The organism is Phytohabitans maris, assembly GCF_031085175.1.
GTDB lineage: Bacteria > Actinomycetota > Actinomycetes > Mycobacteriales > Micromonosporaceae > Phytohabitans > Phytohabitans maris.
The window spans coordinates 66,239-81,989 of record NZ_JAVHUY010000046.1; the positions used below are offsets into that span (position 1 = coordinate 66,239).

Annotated in this window: 21 protein-coding genes and 1 pseudogene; 10 read left to right on the plus strand and 12 right to left on the minus strand. The window is 66.3% G+C overall.

The genetic code is table 11. The features are described 5' to 3' along the window. Positions 1-404: 404 nt before the first annotated feature. The 5 genes from RB614_RS35330 to RB614_RS44175 all read right to left on the minus strand — a co-directional run bounded on the left by RB614_RS35330 (position 405) and on the right by RB614_RS44175 (position 4,530). The gene (locus RB614_RS35330; protein WP_308717040.1) at positions 405-584 is read right to left on the minus strand and encodes a rhamnogalacturonan lyase family protein; all 180 of its coding nucleotides are present in this window, start codon (positions 582-584) and stop codon (positions 405-407) included. A 31-nt stretch (positions 585-615) separates the two neighbouring features. Continuing rightward, a complete protein-coding gene (locus RB614_RS35335; RefSeq protein WP_308717041.1) occupies positions 616-1,029 on the minus strand; it encodes a rhamnogalacturonan lyase family protein in 414 nt (137 codons plus the stop codon). A gap of 174 nt (positions 1,030-1,203) precedes the next feature. Beyond that, positions 1,204-2,430, minus strand: a complete 1,227-nt coding sequence (locus RB614_RS35340) for an FAD-dependent oxidoreductase (RefSeq protein WP_308717042.1) — start codon at positions 2,428-2,430, stop codon at positions 1,204-1,206. 182 nt (positions 2,431-2,612) lie between these two features. Further along, positions 2,613-4,238 (minus strand): (2,3-dihydroxybenzoyl)adenylate synthase, encoded by a 1,626-nt coding sequence (locus tag RB614_RS35345; protein WP_308717043.1) that lies wholly within the window; start codon positions 4,236-4,238, stop codon positions 2,613-2,615. A gap of 37 nt (positions 4,239-4,275) precedes the next feature. After that, positions 4,276-4,530 (minus strand): HNH endonuclease, encoded by a 255-nt coding sequence (locus RB614_RS44175; protein ID WP_346434210.1) that lies wholly within the window; start codon positions 4,528-4,530, stop codon positions 4,276-4,278. Positions 4,531-4,641: 111 nt separating this feature from the next. On the opposite strand from RB614_RS44175, the gene RB614_RS35355 reads away from it, so the two are divergent. Further along, positions 4,642-5,199, plus strand: a complete 558-nt coding sequence (locus tag RB614_RS35355) for a hypothetical protein (RefSeq protein WP_308717045.1) — start codon at positions 4,642-4,644, stop codon at positions 5,197-5,199. Between the two features lie 103 nt (positions 5,200-5,302). On the opposite strand, the gene dapB is transcribed toward RB614_RS35355, so the two are convergent. The 3 genes from dapB to RB614_RS35370 are packed head-to-tail and all read right to left on the minus strand — an operon-like array spanning position 5,303 to position 7,116. Next, a complete protein-coding gene (gene dapB / locus RB614_RS35360) occupies positions 5,303-6,049 on the minus strand; it encodes a 4-hydroxy-tetrahydrodipicolinate reductase (RefSeq protein ID WP_308717046.1) in 747 nt (248 codons plus the stop codon). A 4-nt stretch (positions 6,050-6,053) separates the two neighbouring features. After that, positions 6,054-6,368 carry a CoA transferase gene (locus tag RB614_RS35365; protein ID WP_308717059.1) on the minus strand — a complete coding sequence of 105 codons (315 nt, stop codon included), beginning with the start codon at positions 6,366-6,368 and terminating at the stop codon, positions 6,054-6,056. Further along, on the minus strand, positions 6,349-7,116 hold the full coding sequence (locus RB614_RS35370) for a CoA transferase (protein WP_308717047.1): 768 nt from the start codon (positions 7,114-7,116) through the stop codon (positions 6,349-6,351). Before RB614_RS35370 ends, RB614_RS35365 begins: the two co-directional genes overlap by 20 nt. A 24-nt stretch (positions 7,117-7,140) precedes the next feature. On the opposite strand from RB614_RS35370, the gene RB614_RS35375 reads away from it, so the two are divergent. From RB614_RS35375 to RB614_RS35390, 4 genes and pseudogenes are all read left to right on the plus strand, one after another. Beyond that, positions 7,141-7,485 carry a hypothetical protein gene (locus RB614_RS35375; protein ID WP_308717048.1) on the plus strand — a complete coding sequence of 115 codons (345 nt, stop codon included), beginning with the start codon at positions 7,141-7,143 and terminating at the stop codon, positions 7,483-7,485. A 926-nt stretch (positions 7,486-8,411) separates the two neighbouring features. Then, complete coding sequence (locus RB614_RS35380; RefSeq protein WP_308717049.1) at positions 8,412-9,251, plus strand: universal stress protein; 840 nt, start codon at positions 8,412-8,414, stop codon at positions 9,249-9,251. A 59-nt stretch (positions 9,252-9,310) separates the two neighbouring features. Continuing rightward, positions 9,311-9,574 (plus strand): annotated as a pseudogene (locus RB614_RS35385) (helix-turn-helix domain-containing protein); the annotation flags it as partial. Positions 9,575-9,672: 98 nt separating this feature from the next. Continuing rightward, positions 9,673-10,113 carry an SDR family NAD(P)-dependent oxidoreductase gene (locus RB614_RS35390; RefSeq protein ID WP_308717050.1) on the plus strand — a complete coding sequence of 147 codons (441 nt, stop codon included), beginning with the start codon at positions 9,673-9,675 and terminating at the stop codon, positions 10,111-10,113. A gap of 269 nt (positions 10,114-10,382) precedes the next feature. Here RB614_RS35390 and RB614_RS35395 read toward each other — a convergent pair whose 3' ends face one another. Next, on the minus strand, positions 10,383-10,943 hold the full coding sequence (locus tag RB614_RS35395) for a TetR/AcrR family transcriptional regulator (RefSeq protein ID WP_308717051.1): 561 nt from the start codon (positions 10,941-10,943) through the stop codon (positions 10,383-10,385). 96 nt (positions 10,944-11,039) lie between these two features. On the opposite strand from RB614_RS35395, the gene RB614_RS35400 reads away from it, so the two are divergent. Then, positions 11,040-11,324 carry a hypothetical protein gene (locus tag RB614_RS35400; RefSeq protein WP_308717052.1) on the plus strand — a complete coding sequence of 95 codons (285 nt, stop codon included), beginning with the start codon at positions 11,040-11,042 and terminating at the stop codon, positions 11,322-11,324. 58 nt (positions 11,325-11,382) lie between these two features. Next, a complete protein-coding gene (locus RB614_RS44445; RefSeq protein ID WP_428983170.1) occupies positions 11,383-11,670 on the plus strand; it encodes a hypothetical protein in 288 nt (95 codons plus the stop codon). On the opposite strand, the gene RB614_RS35410 is transcribed toward RB614_RS44445, so the two are convergent. Further along, the gene (locus RB614_RS35410; RefSeq protein ID WP_308717053.1) at positions 11,671-12,414 is read right to left on the minus strand and encodes a cytochrome P450; all 744 of its coding nucleotides are present in this window, start codon (positions 12,412-12,414) and stop codon (positions 11,671-11,673) included. Between RB614_RS35410 and RB614_RS44450 the strand changes: the two genes are divergently transcribed. The 3 genes from RB614_RS44450 to RB614_RS35420 are packed head-to-tail and all read left to right on the plus strand — an operon-like array spanning position 12,365 to position 12,944. Continuing rightward, positions 12,365-12,583, plus strand: coding sequence for an SDR family NAD(P)-dependent oxidoreductase (locus RB614_RS44450; RefSeq protein ID WP_428983171.1), 219 nt, complete (start codon positions 12,365-12,367; stop codon positions 12,581-12,583). The genes RB614_RS35410 and RB614_RS44450 overlap by 50 nt on opposite strands. After that, on the plus strand, positions 12,550-12,753 hold the full coding sequence (locus tag RB614_RS35415; RefSeq protein WP_308717054.1) for a hypothetical protein: 204 nt from the start codon (positions 12,550-12,552) through the stop codon (positions 12,751-12,753). The genes RB614_RS44450 and RB614_RS35415 overlap by 34 nt, the downstream gene beginning before the upstream one ends. Continuing rightward, complete coding sequence (locus RB614_RS35420) at positions 12,714-12,944, plus strand: alpha-hydroxy-acid oxidizing protein (protein WP_308717055.1); 231 nt, start codon at positions 12,714-12,716, stop codon at positions 12,942-12,944. The genes RB614_RS35415 and RB614_RS35420 overlap by 40 nt, the downstream gene beginning before the upstream one ends. Here the strand turns inward: RB614_RS35420 and RB614_RS35425 are convergent. Both RB614_RS35425 and RB614_RS35430 read right to left on the minus strand, forming a co-directional pair. Then, positions 12,941-13,819: a phosphotransferase family protein gene (locus tag RB614_RS35425; protein ID WP_308717056.1), complete on the minus strand. Its 879-nt coding sequence runs from the start codon at positions 13,817-13,819 to the stop codon at positions 12,941-12,943. The genes RB614_RS35420 and RB614_RS35425 overlap by 4 nt on opposite strands. A gap of 177 nt (positions 13,820-13,996) precedes the next feature. Beyond that, a partial coding sequence (locus RB614_RS35430) for an acetyl/propionyl/methylcrotonyl-CoA carboxylase subunit alpha (protein WP_308717057.1) occupies positions 13,997-15,751 on the minus strand: 1,755 nt, incomplete at its 5' end.

The following is a 15,751-nucleotide window of genomic DNA, read 5'->3' on the forward strand; positions in this document are numbered from 1 at the left end:
CTTCGGCTCAGATGCACGATGACGACCCTCCATTTCGTAGCGGGGACAGAGCCTTGTTAGCGTTAACAGGCTATGCCTGACAACATCGTCTGATGGATGGGAAAACCAATGGGGTACGAGTCCCCGGGGTCTCGCGACAAACCAAGGGGGCGACCCCTCGCGTGCGACACGCTAGTTAAGGCTGTGTTACATGTGAATGTTAGCGATAACAGAGACGCTGTCAAGCCCTCGCCGAAGCGGGATAGGGGGCACGCCCGGCGGACCGGTTCGTGGTCCGGGATCGGCCGGGGCGTGCCCTCGTCGTTCCTACCTGGCGGGGTAGGTGATGCTGGGCCGCCGCGGTGTGCTCATGCCGTTGCCGATGAAGTAGTCGACGTGGTGCGACTGCATGTATCCCTTGAGGGTCATGGCGTTGCGGTAGGCGAGGGTGTAGAGCCGGGCTGGTTCGTGGTGAAGACGATCAGCTCATTGAAGCTGGCGTTGGTGTAGACGACCTCTTCGCGCCAGTCGCCGAGGATGTCGCCGTGGAAGGCGGGCTGCACGCCCTGGCTGGCGTTGAGGTGGTCGGGCTGGTCGGGTTCCACTTTTCGATCTGGCGGTCGTTGAGCGGCTCCATCAGGACGTCGCCGTCCCAGAAAACCCGGTCTGCGGCCACGGCCGCAGCGTGGTGCTGGACTGGGCGAGCTGGTTGCCGGGCGCGTCGTAGAGGCCGGAGAAGGCCCAGATTTCCATGCCGGGAATGCGCGGGTCGACGTCGCCGGCCATGCCGCGCCCGACGTCGGCGGTGCCGGACTCGACGTGCTGCCAGATCATCGCACCGGTGGCCGCGTCGTGGTAGTAGTCGCGCAGGCCGCTAGGGCTGACCTGCTGCACGCCGTATCCCTGTAGGCCCGGCCGGTTGGGGTTCATCTTGGCGATGTGGAACGCGATCTCGTCTTTGCCGTCACCGCCAACGTCGATGATGCGGGTGTTGTGGCCGTCGGGGAGATGGGTCAGGGCGCTGCCGGTGAACCGCCAGGCGGTGAACATGAGGTTGAAGTCGCCGGGGGATCCGGTTCTTCATGAACGCCACGAGGCTGGGGGTGACGTCGTCGATGGCGACGGCTTGGCGGGTGTTGTCGCTCAGCCCGTTGTAGGTGACGGCTCTACTGATTAGGCGTATCGTCTCCGATAGCGTACGGCCAAACGCATCGCCGTGGTGTCTCATGTGATGGCGGCAGCGTCTCGCAGGCTGTCAAACAGGGCCGCGCGGCGCATGTAGGCGCGAGCGGTGTCGAGATTCTCAGCGGTGCGGCGCAATTCGTCGAGGTTATGTCGGCGTACCTCGGGGTCGCGTTCCTCCAACAGCCGTTTGTTGGCGATCGTTTGGGCCTGTATGTAGTTCACTGCGGCGTGGCGACGCTGGCGGCTGTAAAGGTCGAGCAGATCGTCGCCGGCCTCACGGCGGATTACCTGAGGGAGCTTCTCCGCGAGGTTGATGGCGTCATGGATGCCGCCGTTCATGCCCATGCCGCCGATCGGGTTGTTGACGTGTGCGCTGTCGCCGGCGAGCAGGATGCGACCCTTGCGGAAGGTTGCGGCAACGCGCTGATTGACTCCGTAGACGTTGACGTACTCGACGTGGTAAGCGCCCGTCTTTGGGAAGAACTTCTGCAGCCGCTCCTCGACGCGCGCCGCCGACAACGCAGTGGCGTCGTCCTCTTCATGGCTAATCGGCAGAATCACCCGCCAGAGCCCCTCGGGTGTCTCTCCGCGCACCTTGAACAGGTTGGCCCACTCGTGCGGGTCGGAGAAGTAGTTGCGCAGCGACAGGTTCGACTTGACGGTCTTGAAGTCGAAGCTGGTCGCGATCTTGATGAACCGCTCCGGATACGTGAATCCTTCGAACTCGATGCCGGCGAGCTTACGCACCGTCGATCGGCCACCGTCACAGCCGATGACGTAGGCTGCCGCCATACGTTCCGTGCCGACGGGTGAGGTGTACTCCACTTCGATTCCGCTGGCGGTCTCGGTCAGCCCAATCAGCGTATGGGAGAACCGCACGTCGAAGTCGGATGCGTTGGCGTATTCTTCGGCGATGGACGCGGTCAGCTTGTACTGCTCGTATTGCAGTACATAAGGGAACCGGATCTCGTCCTTGAGTCGACCGAGATCGAACTCCGCCACGAGGTCTCCGGTCGGTCGGTCGTGGAAGCGATAGGTGCTCGAGACCAGGCAGTGCTCCCGGATCTTCTCGACGATGCCCAGCTCGTCGAGCATCTCCAGCGTGCTCGGATGGATGGTCGCGGCACGCTGGTCCTTCACCGGTGCTGACTCTGACTCGAAAACGGTAACCGGGATGCCTCGCCGGCTGAGCGCCAATGCGCAAACCATTCCGACAGGACCTGCGCCCACGATGATGACACGTGTGGTGCTCTGCGGCGAAGTCATGACTTGATGTGGATGGCGCGGGCCTCAAACGTCACTCCGCTGGCTCCGTCAACCTTCAGTTCGACCCTCGGCGCTGTGCGCTGGAGGACTGTTACGAGAAGGTTCACCGCGCGCGCAAGAGAGCCGCTCACCGACTCGGCGACGAAAAGTAGTCCAGATCGTGTGGTCTCGCTTGACATGCGCTAGCTCTGCTCGCGCTGCAGGCGCTTGCTGACCTTGCCGACTGCGGTGTACGGGAATTCGTCGACGACCTCCACGATATCGGGGAGTTTGAACGTGGCCAGGCCCGCCTCGCGTAGGAACTGACGCACCTTGGCCAAGGTGAGATCGGCCGCGCTCTCCGGCGACCGCGGAATCAGGTAGACCTTGACGCGTTCGCCGAGAACCTCGTCATCGACGCCGATCACGGAGGCATTGTGTACGCCACGATGGGAGAGGATGGCGTTCTCCAGCTCCTCGGGCGCGATCTTCTCGCCGCCACGGTTGATCTGGTCTTTCGACCGACCCACGACCCTGATGAATCCACGCGCGTCCCGCTCGACGATGTCACCGGTGCGGTAGAAACCATCGGGGGTGAACGCCAGAGCATTCTGCTCGGGGTTGCGATAGTAGCCGCGAATCACCGACGGCCCTCGCGTCAACAGGTGGCCAGGTACACCGGGTGGCACGTCGTTTCCCTCGTCATCGACAACCTGGATTTCATCGGCCTCTGAGGCCGGTCGGCCCTGGTATCGCACGCTGGTCGCGCGATCGACGTCGGCAGGATTGCTGACGACCAGGCCCTCGCCCATCCCGAAGCTCTGAGATAGCTGCACGCCGAACTCTGGCTCGACCCGCCTCGCCACCTCCTCGCTCAACTTCGCCCCTCCGCACATGAGCACCTTCAAGCTGGAGAGGTCATACGAGCCGCGTAGCGAGGAGTTCAGCCAGGCCAGCAGGATCGGAGGCACCAGTGACGCGCGGGTCACCTGATGCTTCTCGATCAGCGGGAACGCCGCATCGGGGCTGCCGTTGGGTGCGATCACGATGGTGGCGCCCACGCTGAACGCGCCGAGAAAGCCGGGCGAACGCGTCGACATACTGTGGCAGATCGGTATGACCAGCAGATGCACTGTCCGATCGGTGATGCCCCGTTCTCCAACGCTTCTCCGCAGCGCATAGCCGTACGTGTTATGGGTGTGCGGCATCAGCTTCGGAACGCCTGTCGTGCCACCTGACATCTGCAACAGCGCAACGTCCTGCGGGCTGCACCGTCGCATGTGGTCGAGCGATCCTTTCGATAGCAACGCGTCATACTCTGCGCCGCCACCGCCAGGATCGAGTATCACAGTGTTCACCAGATGGGGCCAGCGGTGCTTCAGATCTGCCGCCATCGCAGCGAGATCGGCGCCGCTGTCCGAGGCGACCGTGATGTAAGCGCGCGCCTCCGCAATTTCGATGAAATGCTCAATCTCGGCTCGACGGTGCGCGATGGGAGCGACGACGGGAACAACGCCGAGTTCCCACAAGGCGAAAACGAACGTAATGTACTCATAGGTATTGGGTAGATGTATCACTACCCGGTCTCCACGATTCAGCCCCAGGTCCTGTAGGCCAGCCGCGAGGTGCAGGATCTCGTCCGTGAGCTGTGCGTAGGTCAGCTGGGTGTCGCGGTCGATGACCGCGACCTTGTCGGAATAGCGCTCTGCGGTGGCGAACAGCAGTTCGGGAAGCGTTTGATCGCGCCAGTATCCCTTAGCGAGGTAGCTAGCTACCGCCTCCGCCGGATACGGAACGACCCCGTCAAGGGCCAGCGGTTCGATGCTCATTGGTTTCCCTTCGAGGTGCGTCCCCTGCCCACATAGCTTAGGCTAGCCTAATTTGAGCTGTCGGGCCATCATGCCTCTGCTCACCTTGCATCTCGATGACGTCGGACATCGGTGGTCGGGCCAGTGTCCAGACTGCGTCGGGCAGGTCGCTCGTAGCCAGGGGGCCCGCGTGGATGTCCTCGTGGCGGGTGCGGCAGATGACGATGGTCTTGCGGCGCCGCTTGACCAAGAGGCGGACCCAGGCCGGCCGGTCATGGCGGTTGAGGTCAGCGAGCTTGCGGATGTGGTGCACTTCGATCTGGTGCTGGCCACGACCGGTGCCAGGTCGACAAGGACCGCGTTGCGTTGGCGTCGCAGCGGGATCCGGGCGACCAGTGGCTTCCTGGCATGATCGCGGGGGACGGTGACCTGGAAACAGGTCCGCTTCCCGGCCGGGATGTCGATGACCGTCTTGTACTTGGCGGCCATCGTGGTGACCGAAGAGCGGTGTTTGCCGGTGAGGGTCTTGAGCATGAAAGTCTCCATGCCCCAGTTGCGCCGGCCTGCCTTCGCGCGTGTAACTCGCACCCCTCTGCCTGATGACGTCCTCGGGCACGAACAACCCGACCACCCCGTGAACCGCTCGCGCAGGAACGCCCCGATCCACGTCTTGATCCGCTCGGCTTCGTGCCAGGGCCAGCGAACCCCAGCAGCCAGTCGTCGCATAGCGCACGCATCGAAGTCGCCGGTAGTCCGGATCGTTCGGGTCCTGGCTGGGCAGCCGGCGCCGATGCTGGACGAGCGTCCGCAGTGTCTGCCGGTAACCGCGGCGTCGGGCCTTGGCGATCTGGATATCGGCGACCTGATAGGCATGGTTACGTCGACGCCGGTCACCATGGTTGTACTCAGGCAGCAGACTCTGCTCGACGAAGGTGTCCAATGTGAATTCAGGCCGGCTGCAATGGTTCGCTCGGCTATGTGATCGGCACCTGTATCCCGGCAGCATCGGCGGCACCGATACTGTTCGGTTGGTCGGAGAACGAGATCACGCAAGTGTTCGGGCCGTCATCTGTCGTTGATTTGTGTCAATCCAGGCCCAACACGGCGTCGAGACCGACCGTCACCCCAGGAAGGCCCGTGACGGCACGTAGCGCGGTAAGCACTCCGGGCATGAGGGACTCGCGCGTTACGGAATCGTAACGCAGCGTCAGGATCTCGCCGTCAATTCCGAACAGCACCTCTTGCGACGACATAAACCCACGGACTCGGACTGAGTGGACACCGACTCCCTCGATCCGCCCCCCGCGCACTCCATGTGGGTCGAGGCGAGTGGCATCGGGCGATGGAGCGCAGCCCGCTTCAGAGCGAGCGCGAGCGATCAGTTCGGCCGTGTGCAGTGCTGTACCCGATGGCGCGTCCACCTTGCCCGGATGGTGCATCTCGATGATCTCGACAGATTCGAAGTGCGGGGCGGCCTGTGCGGCGAACCGGGTCATGAGCACCGCGCCTACCGAGAAGTTCGGAACGATGAAAACGTTGACGTTACTGGCCTTAACGAGCGCGGCGCGGATCTGCTCCACAGCGTCCTCATCGAAGCCGGACGTCCCCACCACGACGTGAATCCCCTGCTCGATGCACCACTGGACATGTTCGCGTGCAACGTCCGGGGGTGAGAACACGAGGACAATGTCGGCTTTCTTGTCGACAACGTCTTGCAGGTCATCATCAACGTCAATCTCGGCAACCACGCTCATATCGGAGCTGCCCACAATCGCACGGACCGACGCCACGCCCATTCGCCCACGGGCTCCCAGCACAGCAACTCGACTCATGTGGTTAGCCTAACCTAAGTACCAGACCGACGCTAGCCATGAAGTCGGTGCCCGGCGATGGCTCGCTGCCGCGAGCCTCGCCCCAGCCCGAGGCGTACGCGTACACCAGACCCGGGTTGGCGCCGGCGAAGTCACCACTGTCCAGTCCGAAGGTGGCCGCCTTGCCAAGTGCCCAGTTGTGCACGAAGACGTCCGCGACTGCGAGGAGGTCCCGCACCGCGGCCCGGGCCGGAGGGTGAACGCAAATCAACCTCGACGACACGCTGCCGCGGTTGAGGGCAAGAGGCCGGGCCGAGCAGTCACCGACCATCGGCGACATGCCGCGCGGTGGATCGCCGCCGGCCGGTTCCACCCCGCACCACCTCGGCGCCCAGCATCCGCAACACGTGACCGGCCAGCGGTCCCTGGATCCGGCGGTCCGCCTCCACCACCACCGTGCCAGCCAGTGGCCGGTCCGTCGGCGGCGCCGCTCCCCACCGGCTCGAAGCGGATCCGGTCGATGTCAGTGTCCACGGTGGCGTGTCGGGATCGGCCGCCCGCTCCGCGTGACCACGCAAAGGTTGCACCGCCACGCCCGCCTCGGTGGCGGCGTGGCACAGCCGGGCGTACGGCAGCGACGCTGCCATCGCGCGCAGCTCGTCCGGAAGTGGTGCGCCGGCGGTGGCGTAGCGGAGCGCGACCGCGCGACCACGTGCGGCGGGATGCCCAGGCCGGTCCACAGCCCGCCGCCGCGGCTCCGGGTCCAGCGTCTCCGGCTCGGCCCGCACGCCGTCCGCGCGGGTGAACGGTGGCGGAGCGCCGAGCGCCTCGGGCGCCTCGACATGGTCGGGATCGTGCGCGCTACACGCCGCCAGGTACTGGGACACGGTCAGCAGGGCCGCGGCCGGTACGCGTGCCTGCTCCACCGTATGACCGCCCGATGTGGACAGAGCCGCTGCCAGCGCTCCCCGCGCGGCGACCACCCCCACGACGGTTGACACGTAATCCACGCCGAACCGGGTCCGGTCGGCGGCCCGCCCGTGGACGGCCATCAGCCCGTACGCCGCCTGTGCGGCCACCTCGTCCACCCGGCCTCCCCGACCGTCGGACCAGTGCAGGACGACACTCACCGGCCGCGATCCCGGCACGGACACCGACGCAAGCCGGCCCGCACTCCAGCCTCCCAGCACGCCGACAGCGAGTTCATCGTCGGCAACATCTTCACCGACTCCGACATCGCGCAGCGTCTGGACGACTACCACTTCCACGACCGCTACCGGGTCGGCGTGAACGCCACCTGCTCGGCGCGCTCGGTGAACTCCGGCTGTGGCAAGGGCTGCCCGGCCGCCGTGGTCGCCGCCGGCGGCCGGATCGGCGATGTCGACACCGAGCAGTGCCCGGTCACCACGGACACGGTGCCCGCAGGACGCTGGCCGCTGCCGCTGATGCCCGCGTGACCGACATGGTCGAGGAGTCCTGACGCCTGGCCGGAAGGCTGATCACCCTGGACGGCCCCGGCGGGGTGGAGAAGTCCACCGCTACAGGCCTGGTCATCGACAGGCTGGCCGCAGCCGGGCTACTCGTGCACGCGACCAGCCAACCCTCCCGCGCTGCACTGGGCGAGTTGGCCCACCACGGCACCGACACCTACCGCGACATGGCACTGGCGTGCCTGTGCGCCGCCGACCGCCACCACCAACCGGCCCGCGAAATCCGTCCACGCTTGGGTCGTTGCGCTCACGCCAGTTCCCAGGCGTGTGCTCGGGCGTCGAGCCGCCCACAGAGCGCGTTGCCGTCCACATCGGACAGTAATCGCCAAGCGTCGGGCCCGAGGTAACCTACCCCAACCAGGCCCCTCTGCATAATGGGGCCAAGTCCGAGATTGCCCTACCACCGTCCGCGTCGCACTTACCATGATCTTCGGGCGCGCTCCGGCAGCGTTTACTCGTGCCGTGACAGGTGATCAGTGCCTTCGACAGGACAGATCATTCCAGATCGGAAGGCACTTCCCTCGTTCTCGATCATGAATCTCAGACGGCCTTACTGAACGGCCCGGGTTAGGGTGCCGTCAAAGATGCGTGTGCGCGACCGTAAACCCTTCATCACCCTTACCAGGTGGGAGAACCGCCGTACCCCGACGTTCCGGCTCTATTGGCGTCCCGCGCGGATAAGGTGAAGATATGTACGATGGCCGCTGCGAGCCGGCAACCGTCATGCGTCGCACTGAAATGGAAGGCGCCGGTGCAATCCCAAACCCAGCCGCACAGAGACGTCGGACTACCATTGAACCCAGCTCCTTCCCAGAGATGATGCGGACGTCGGGTCGCTTCGGCGGCGCAAGACGTCAATCTGTCGACCACTCTGATGGAACATTGGAGCACTCATGGACAGATCGCCTATTGTCGTCGGCTGCGACCCATCCGATCGCAGCGACGCCGCCCCATTGTGGGCAGCCGACGAAGGCGCCCGCACGGGCACTCCGGTCCACCTCGTATACCCGTTCGAGCAGTTCGTCACCGACCTCGACGGCGTAGGTCCGGTCGTCGTTCCGGAGTACGCCAGTCGAGCTGACGCTCAGGCATACGTCCAGGCAGCCATTGCGGTGATAGGCAAAACCCATCCCGATGTCGCGGTGAGCGGCTCGGTAGTCGACGGTTCCGCCACAGACATCCTGGTTGACCGGTCCCGACAGGCCAGCCTGATGGTCCTTGGTGGCCAAGAGGGCGACGTGGGCAGCCTACTCGTCAGATCACTCAGCGTGGATGTTGCCGCCAACGCGTACTGCTCCGTGGTCCTCGTCCTCGGCCAAGAACCTCTCGCCGACGCCCCGGTCGTCGTAGCCTTGACCGACTCGGACCGCGACGATCAAGCCCTCGGTTTCGGATTCGCCCAAGCGGCCGCGCACAGCACCAGCATCCGAGTGGTCCACGCCAGGAAAAAGCCGCTGTCGTGGCGGAAACGCCGAACCAGCGAGGCAGAGGAGCAGGTCAACGCCGAGAAGGCCCGCCTGAACGAGGCAATCGCTGCTTGGCGGGAAAAGTACCCCCAGGTGTCAACCAGCGTCGACCTCGTCATGGGAAAGCGCGTCGCCGACCTCGTCGAGGCAAGCCGTCCTGCACGGCTATTGGTGGTCGGGGCCAATACCGAGGTCGGCCTCCACGAGCTGCTGCAAGGCATCCAACTGCTGCGCCACGCACCCAGCCCCATCGCCGTGATCCGGTAACACCCACGACGATCCACCAAATTGTGGGTGAACCCTAAAATCCGGTCCGGCGGTTCAAGGCGGCCACCGGTCTGCCGCCGATGGCCTACCTCTCCCGGTTTCGGGTCGAGGTGGCGGCAGCCATGCTGCTACACACCGACCAGTCCGTCACACAGATCGGCGGGGCCGTGGGCCGGCCGGATGCCAACTATTTCGCCCGCCGGTTCAAGGCACACTACGGGTTGAGCGCGACGGCGTATCGGGCGCGCTTCCGGCACAGCGCGGCGCAGCTGCGCACCTGGGTACCGGACGAGCGCCTCCCAGTGGGGGCAACTTCGTCCTAGACGGTCTCGGGCACCAGCACCACCCGGTGGTCCCCGGCCGACAAACGCTCCGATGTGTCGGCGGCGCCTGGTCGTCAATTGCGCGAGCATCGGCCCCCATGCGCGTCCTGGGCCGCGGCGGCGTCCACGACCTCGACCTGTGCGCACGCGTCGTGCGGATCAGCCTCGTCGGTTCCTTCAACATCCTCGCGCTGGCCGCCGAGGCGATCGCCCGCACCGACCCGACCAATGACGGCCGGCGCGGCGTCCTCGTCAACACCGCCTCGGTCGCCGCCTACGAGGAACAGATCGGCCAGGCCGCGTGCTCGTCGTCCAAGGGCGGAATCGTCGGCCTGACCCTTCCCGCGGCACGCGACCTTGCCCAGTACGGCATCCGGGTCAACGCCATCGCACCGGGCATCGTCGAGACGCCGATGCTCGGCACCGTCTCCGCCGAGTACCGCGAGAGCCTCGCGGCCAGCGGAGAGGTCATCCGGACGGATGGCACCCCGCTGACCCCCGTCCAGCCGGGATCGACCCCGGCCATAATGCCCGGCTAACGCTTTGCCGTGGCCGCCCCGGTCAGCGCCGCACCAGCCACATCCAACCCCTACGCAAGCGGTGCCAGGACGCGGCGCCGTACCGGAAGGTATGCGCGAGGCAATCGCATCGTTCCCTGGCCTAGGGCTCGGCTGAACCCAGGCCCGGTCCGCAATGTTGGGTGTTACCTGGTCTCACGACCCGACTACTAGGGCAGCCGTACTTTGATGCCTTCGGCTCTCCGATCTCCCATGCCTGGCAGCCTCGGATCGGATCCGTAGGTTTGGTGCTATTGGGCGATCGGACCTTGCAGGCCATCGAGAATGACGGCTAGTGGCCGGTCGTCGGGAGCGTAGCGGTGGGCTTGAGAGGCGCCTGCGAGCAGGGCGATGACGGTCCTGACGTCTATGTCCCGGCGTACCGCCCCGGCGTGCTGCGCCCGCTGTAGTAGAGCGGCCACGGCTTCGGTCACTTCTTCGGCGACCGGTGCGACCGCCTCGTTTGGTTCGATGCCCAGTTCGGCCAGTGCGTCCACGAGTTCGAGTTTGGTTCCCGAGCCATGGACAACGGTGGCGAAGAAGTCGAAGAAGGCCGCTCCGGCGTCCGGCGATGTGGCGTGTTCGCGAGCGTCGGCGGCGACCCTGGCAAGGCGCTGCACGACAAGTGCCTGCAGCAACGCCTCCTTGTTGGGGAAATGCCGGAAGACGGTACCGACACCGACGCCGGCCGCGCGGGCGACCTCCTCGGTCGAGGCGGCGGTACCCCGCTCGGCGAAGACCCGCTCCGCCGCGGCCAGGACCCGCGCGCGGTTTCGCTGGGCGTCGGCGCGCAGCGGGCGCGCCGTGGTCATCGGCCGATCCTTGCAACCGGAGTGATCAGTCCGTATCCTCTAAGCGGAGTCACAAGTCCGATTCTAGAGGTTCTCCGGCAACGGGATGGAGACGGCATGTGGCAAGCGTTACTGCTCGCGTTCCTGGCCGGCGTGCTGGCCGCCAACGCATACCCCCACTTCGCCAAGGGCATCACGGCGCAGCGGTTCCCGACCGTGTTCGGGTCCTCCCCGGTGGTCAACGTGCTCGCCGGCTGGTCGGGCTTGGCGCTTGCCGCGCTATGCCTGTGGGGCGCGCACCCAGTGCGGCATCCCGGCGGGGCGTTGCTCGGCCTGGCCGTCGGTGCGCTGCCGATGAGTCTGTTCCACGCCACCGGCCGTACGATCGGCGCTCGCGACTGAACCCACCCCAGCCATTGGACCCGGCTCTCGAACGAACCCGTTGCTGGGTAAGCCGTCCGTGGTAGAGGCCGGCCACGTCGAGGAGAAGCTGGGCACGCTGATCGGCCGGATCGGGTCGTGCTTTTCCCGCGTGGAACCGGTGCGGCAGATCCGCACGTACATCCGCGGTTTGATGAGCGACCTGCCCCGCAAGAACTGCTGGACTCTGGCCGAGTACGCCTGTGACGCAACCCCCGGGGCGCGGGACGTCGTCGTGGAGCACTTGGCCGATCCGCACTCACCAGCGGTGAGCAAGCCAACCGACCTGGCCTACGAGCCACCACCGACCGACCTTGGCCTCACATGATCAAATCTCGAAGTACGGCTGCCCTACTACGACTGGGCACGCCTGCATTCCGCGGCTGATCAGCGTGGGCAGCCACGGCTGCTGCTCGCTTGCGGTCCGCACTTGTGGGTAGCGTCGAAGGAATGCGGTGATCGCTACGTTGCCCTCCATACGGGCGAGGAAGTTGCCGAGGCAGTGGTGGATGCCGAATCCGAAGGCGACGTGCCGGTTGTTGGTCCGCTGGATGTCGACGTTATCGGGATCGTCGAAGGCGTCAGGGTCTCGGTTGGCCGATCCTTGCACGAGATACACGTTCTGGCCGGCGTACATGGAGATGCCGCGCAACGTCACGTCTTCCTCCAACCGCCGCATGACCATTTTGGACGGACCGTCGTAGCGGAGCAACTCTTCGACGGCGCTGTCGACCAGGCCGCGGTCCCGCAGCAGTTTGTCGCGCTGGTCGGGGAAGCGCGACAATGCGCGGACGCCGTTGGCGATGAAGTTCGTTGTGGTCTCGTGTCCGCCGAAGATCAGCAGCGCGCAGGTGGAGACTAGTTCGTCGTCGGTCAGCGGTGCGTCATCGTCGCCGCCGGCCATCATCGCGCTGATGAGGTCCTGCTGGTCGGGGTTGCGCCGCAGCTCGGCGATGTGTGCGCGGATGTAGTCGCTGAGTTCGACCAAGGCCCGTTGTGCCCGTGAGCGGCGGTCATCCGTCGTGGCCGCCGGTGGCGGTTCGATCATCTGCACCAGCTCGACGGCGGGCATCAAGGGGCTACCGTTCCTGGCCCCGTACGTCGCGGCCAAGCACGGCGTCGTCGGCATCTCGCGGTCGCTCGCCAACGAGCTGGCCAAGCATCACATCCGGGTGAACACCGTGCACCCGGATGGCGTGGACACCCGATGGTGGAAGGGCTCGGCGGCCTGGACACGCTGATCAAACGCGATCCGAACCTCGGCGGCGTCTTCGTCAACACGTACCCGGTGGAGATGGTCGACGCGCGTGACATCAGCAACGCCGTGCTGTTCCTCGCCTCCGACGCGGCGGAATCCGCCGGGGCAGCGACGTGCTCAAGGCGCTCGCCCTCGGCGCCCGCGCGGTCATGATCGGTCGAGCCTACCTGTGGGGCCTGGCCGCCAACGGACAGAAGGGCGTGGAGAACGTCCTGGACATCATCCGCGGCGGCCTCGACGCGGGGCTGATGGGACTGGGCCGCTCGTCGATCGGCGAGCTACGCCCCGAAGACCTCGTCATCCCACCCGACTTCACCCGCACCCTCGGCGCGGAAAAGCCCTAGGGGGCCTGCCACGGGCCGAGCGGTTCGCCGCGCAGCATCGTCTCGATGTCGCCGACCGCGTACGGCAGCTTGGCCCGATTGCCGGCGGACGCGCTGTGGTTCCAGTGGTCGACGGCGTGAAACAGCCGGTACACCGCAACCCGCTCGGCCCAACCGGGCGGCAGCGGCCCGTACCCGCGCAGGAACGCATCACGCTTGGCCGCGCTGTCGCGGATCGAGAAGTAGTCGGTCCTCGCGATGTCGAGCAGTGGGTCGGCGGCGACCGCGTTCTCCACGTCGACGCAACCGGTGAGCACGGTGTCGGCCACGAGCACGTTGGCCTCGTGAAAGTCGTTGTGGCACAACACCGGTACCCGGCAGGCGGCGAACAGGTCCGCGTGCCCGCGCGCGTACACGGCGATCGCCTCCCGCAGCGCGGAGTCACCGCCCAGGTCGGCGAAGCGCTCCAGCTTCTCGGCGAACTCGGCTGCCATGTACGCCGAGTTCGTCGACCGAGGATCGTGGATCCCGGTCACGATGTAGCCCCAGGACGGGAAGCGGATCCGGTGCACAGTGGACAGCAGCCGCCCCATCTGCCCGTAGACGGGGTCGAGGTCGCCCGCGGGCAGCTCACCAACCACAGTGGACAGCGGGCCGCCCGGCAGGAGTGTCATCACCGCGAACGCGCGCTGCAACGCCGGCACACCCGCCGGCTCGACGTGCAGCACCCGAGGAACGCGGGTCACGCCACGACGCGCCAGCAGCCGGTAGACGTACACCTCCTTGGCGAGCCGCCAACGAACCCGATCCGGATACACCTTCACGATGACCGGGTCCACCGGACCGTCCGGCCGCACCTCGAAGACCCGCGTGACCTCCCCTCCTGCCCGTGGCACCACATCCAGGCGCGAAACAGCCGGCCAGAAGGCCTGGCGCATCGCCTCCGCCACGGCGGCCCGTAAGCCCGTATCCGGCGGCTCACCCTGCACCGATACCACCGGGAATCCGCACAAGTTTGAGCCTATCCTGTTGGCACGGGCGGGTCGTCGACTCAACGCCCCAGCCGCGCGGTGCTACTCCAGAAGGGTGCAGATGACGGCGCCGGCGCTCATCACGTCGCCGACCTGTGCGGTGAGTCCGGTCACAGTTCCTGCTTTGTGGGCGTTGAGGGGTTGTTCCATCTTCATGGCTTCCAGGACGACGATGGTGTCGCCTTCGGCTACGGTGTCTCCGTCGGTTACCGCGATCTTGACGATGGTGCCTTGCATGGGTGAGGTGAGGGCGTCGCCGCCGGCAGCCGTGGTAGCGGTCCCGGCCCGGGCCCGGCGCGCAGCGCCGCCCCTGGTGGGGGTGGCCGCATTGGCCGTACCCGTGGAGAAGGTGGCGGGGAGGCTGACCTCGAGCCGTTTGCCGTTGACCTCGACCACGACGGTCTCTCGTTCTTCGGCGGTGCCGGCGGTGGTGCCGCCGGCGAAGGGTGGCACGGTGTTGTCCCACTCGGTTTCGATCCAGCGGGTGTGGACGGTGAACGGTTCGGCGGTGAAGGCGGGGTCGCGGACGATCAGGCGGTGGAAGGGCAGCGCGGTGGCCATGCCTTCCACGACCATCTCGTCGAGGGCGCGGCGGGCGCGTTGCAGGGCTTCGGTGCGGGTTTCGCCGGTGATGATGACCTTGGCCAGCAGGGAGTCGAAGTTGCCGCCGATCACGCTGCCGCCGCTGATGCCGGTGTCGACCCGCACGCCGGGGCCTTCGGGCAGGCGCAGCCTGGTCACGGTGCCGGGGGCGGGCAGGAAGTTACGGCCGGGGTCTTCGCCGTTGATCCGGAACTCGATGCAGTGGCCGCGCGGGGCCGGGTCGGCCAGCAGTCGCAGCTTTTGGCCGTCGGCGATCCGGAACTGCTCACGGACCAGGTCGATGCCGGCGGTCTGTTCGGTGACCGGGTGCTCGACCTGCAGCCGGGTGTTGACCTCCAGGAACGAGATGGTGCCGTCCCGACCGACCAGGTACTCGACGGTGCCGGCGCCGTGGTAGCCGGCCTCGCGGCAGATCGCCTTGGCCGACTCGTGGATCTGCCTACGCTGCTCCTCGGTGAGGAACGGCGCGGGTGCCTCCTCGACGAGTTTTTGGTGGCGGCGCTGTAGCGAGCAGTCCCGGGTGCCCACCACGATCACGTTGCCGTGCTGGTCGGCCAGGACCTGGGCCTCGACGTGGCGGGGCTGGTCCAGGTAGCGCTCCACGAAACACTCACCCCGCCCGAACGCGGCGACCGCCTCACGCGTGGCCGACTCGAACAACGCCGGGATCTCGTCCAGGTCACGGGCGACCTTCAGGCCCCGCCCGCCACCGCCGAACGCCGCCTTGATCGCCACCGGCAGCCCGTACCGCTGCGCGAACGCCACCACCTCATCCGGCCCGGAAACCGGGTCAGCGGTGCCGGGCACCAGCGGCGCGCCGACCCGCTGCGCGATATGCCGCGCGGTGACCTTGTCACCCAAATCCCGGATCGCCCGCGGACCCGGGCCGATCCAGGTCAACCCAGCCGCCAGCACAGCCTCAGCGAAATCAGCGTTCTCAGCCAGGAAACCATAGCCGGGATGCACCGCGTCCGCCTCCGACCTGGCCGCCACATCCAGAAGCTTGTCGATCCGCAGATACGTCTCCGCCGCGCTGTCACCACCCAACGCGTACGCCTCGTCGGCGAGCGTGACATGCAAAGCGTCCCGGTCAGAATCCGCATACACCGCGACGCTACCCAGACCCGCATCACGACAGGCACGGATAACCCGTACAGCGATCTCGCCCCGATTAGCGATCAAAACCCTGCGCAT

Coding starts and splice junctions, on each gene's coding strand:
- RB614_RS35335 (WP_308717041.1), bottom strand. CDS start 1,029: ATGTTCACCGCCTGGCGGTTCACCGGCAGCGCCCTGACCCATCTCCCC.
- RB614_RS35340 (WP_308717042.1), bottom strand. CDS start 2,430: ATGACTTCGCCGCAGAGCACCACACGTGTCATCATCGTGGGCGCAGGT.
- RB614_RS35345 (WP_308717043.1), bottom strand. CDS start 4,238: ATGAGCATCGAACCGCTGGCCCTTGACGGGGTCGTTCCGTATCCGGCG.
- dapB (WP_308717046.1), bottom strand. CDS start 6,049: ATGAGTCGAGTTGCTGTGCTGGGAGCCCGTGGGCGAATGGGCGTGGCG.
- RB614_RS35365 (WP_308717059.1), bottom strand. CDS start 6,368: ATGTCGCCGATGGTCGGTGACTGCTCGGCCCGGCCTCTTGCCCTCAAC.
- RB614_RS35380 (WP_308717049.1), top strand. CDS start 8,412: ATGGACAGATCGCCTATTGTCGTCGGCTGCGACCCATCCGATCGCAGC.
- RB614_RS35390 (WP_308717050.1), top strand. CDS start 9,673: ATGCGCGTCCTGGGCCGCGGCGGCGTCCACGACCTCGACCTGTGCGCA.
- RB614_RS35395 (WP_308717051.1), bottom strand. CDS start 10,943: ATGACCACGGCGCGCCCGCTGCGCGCCGACGCCCAGCGAAACCGCGCG.
- RB614_RS35400 (WP_308717052.1), top strand. CDS start 11,040: ATGTGGCAAGCGTTACTGCTCGCGTTCCTGGCCGGCGTGCTGGCCGCC.
- RB614_RS35410 (WP_308717053.1), bottom strand. CDS start 12,414: ATGCCCGCCGTCGAGCTGGTGCAGATGATCGAACCGCCACCGGCGGCC.
- RB614_RS35415 (WP_308717054.1), top strand. CDS start 12,550: ATGGTGGAAGGGCTCGGCGGCCTGGACACGCTGATCAAACGCGATCCG.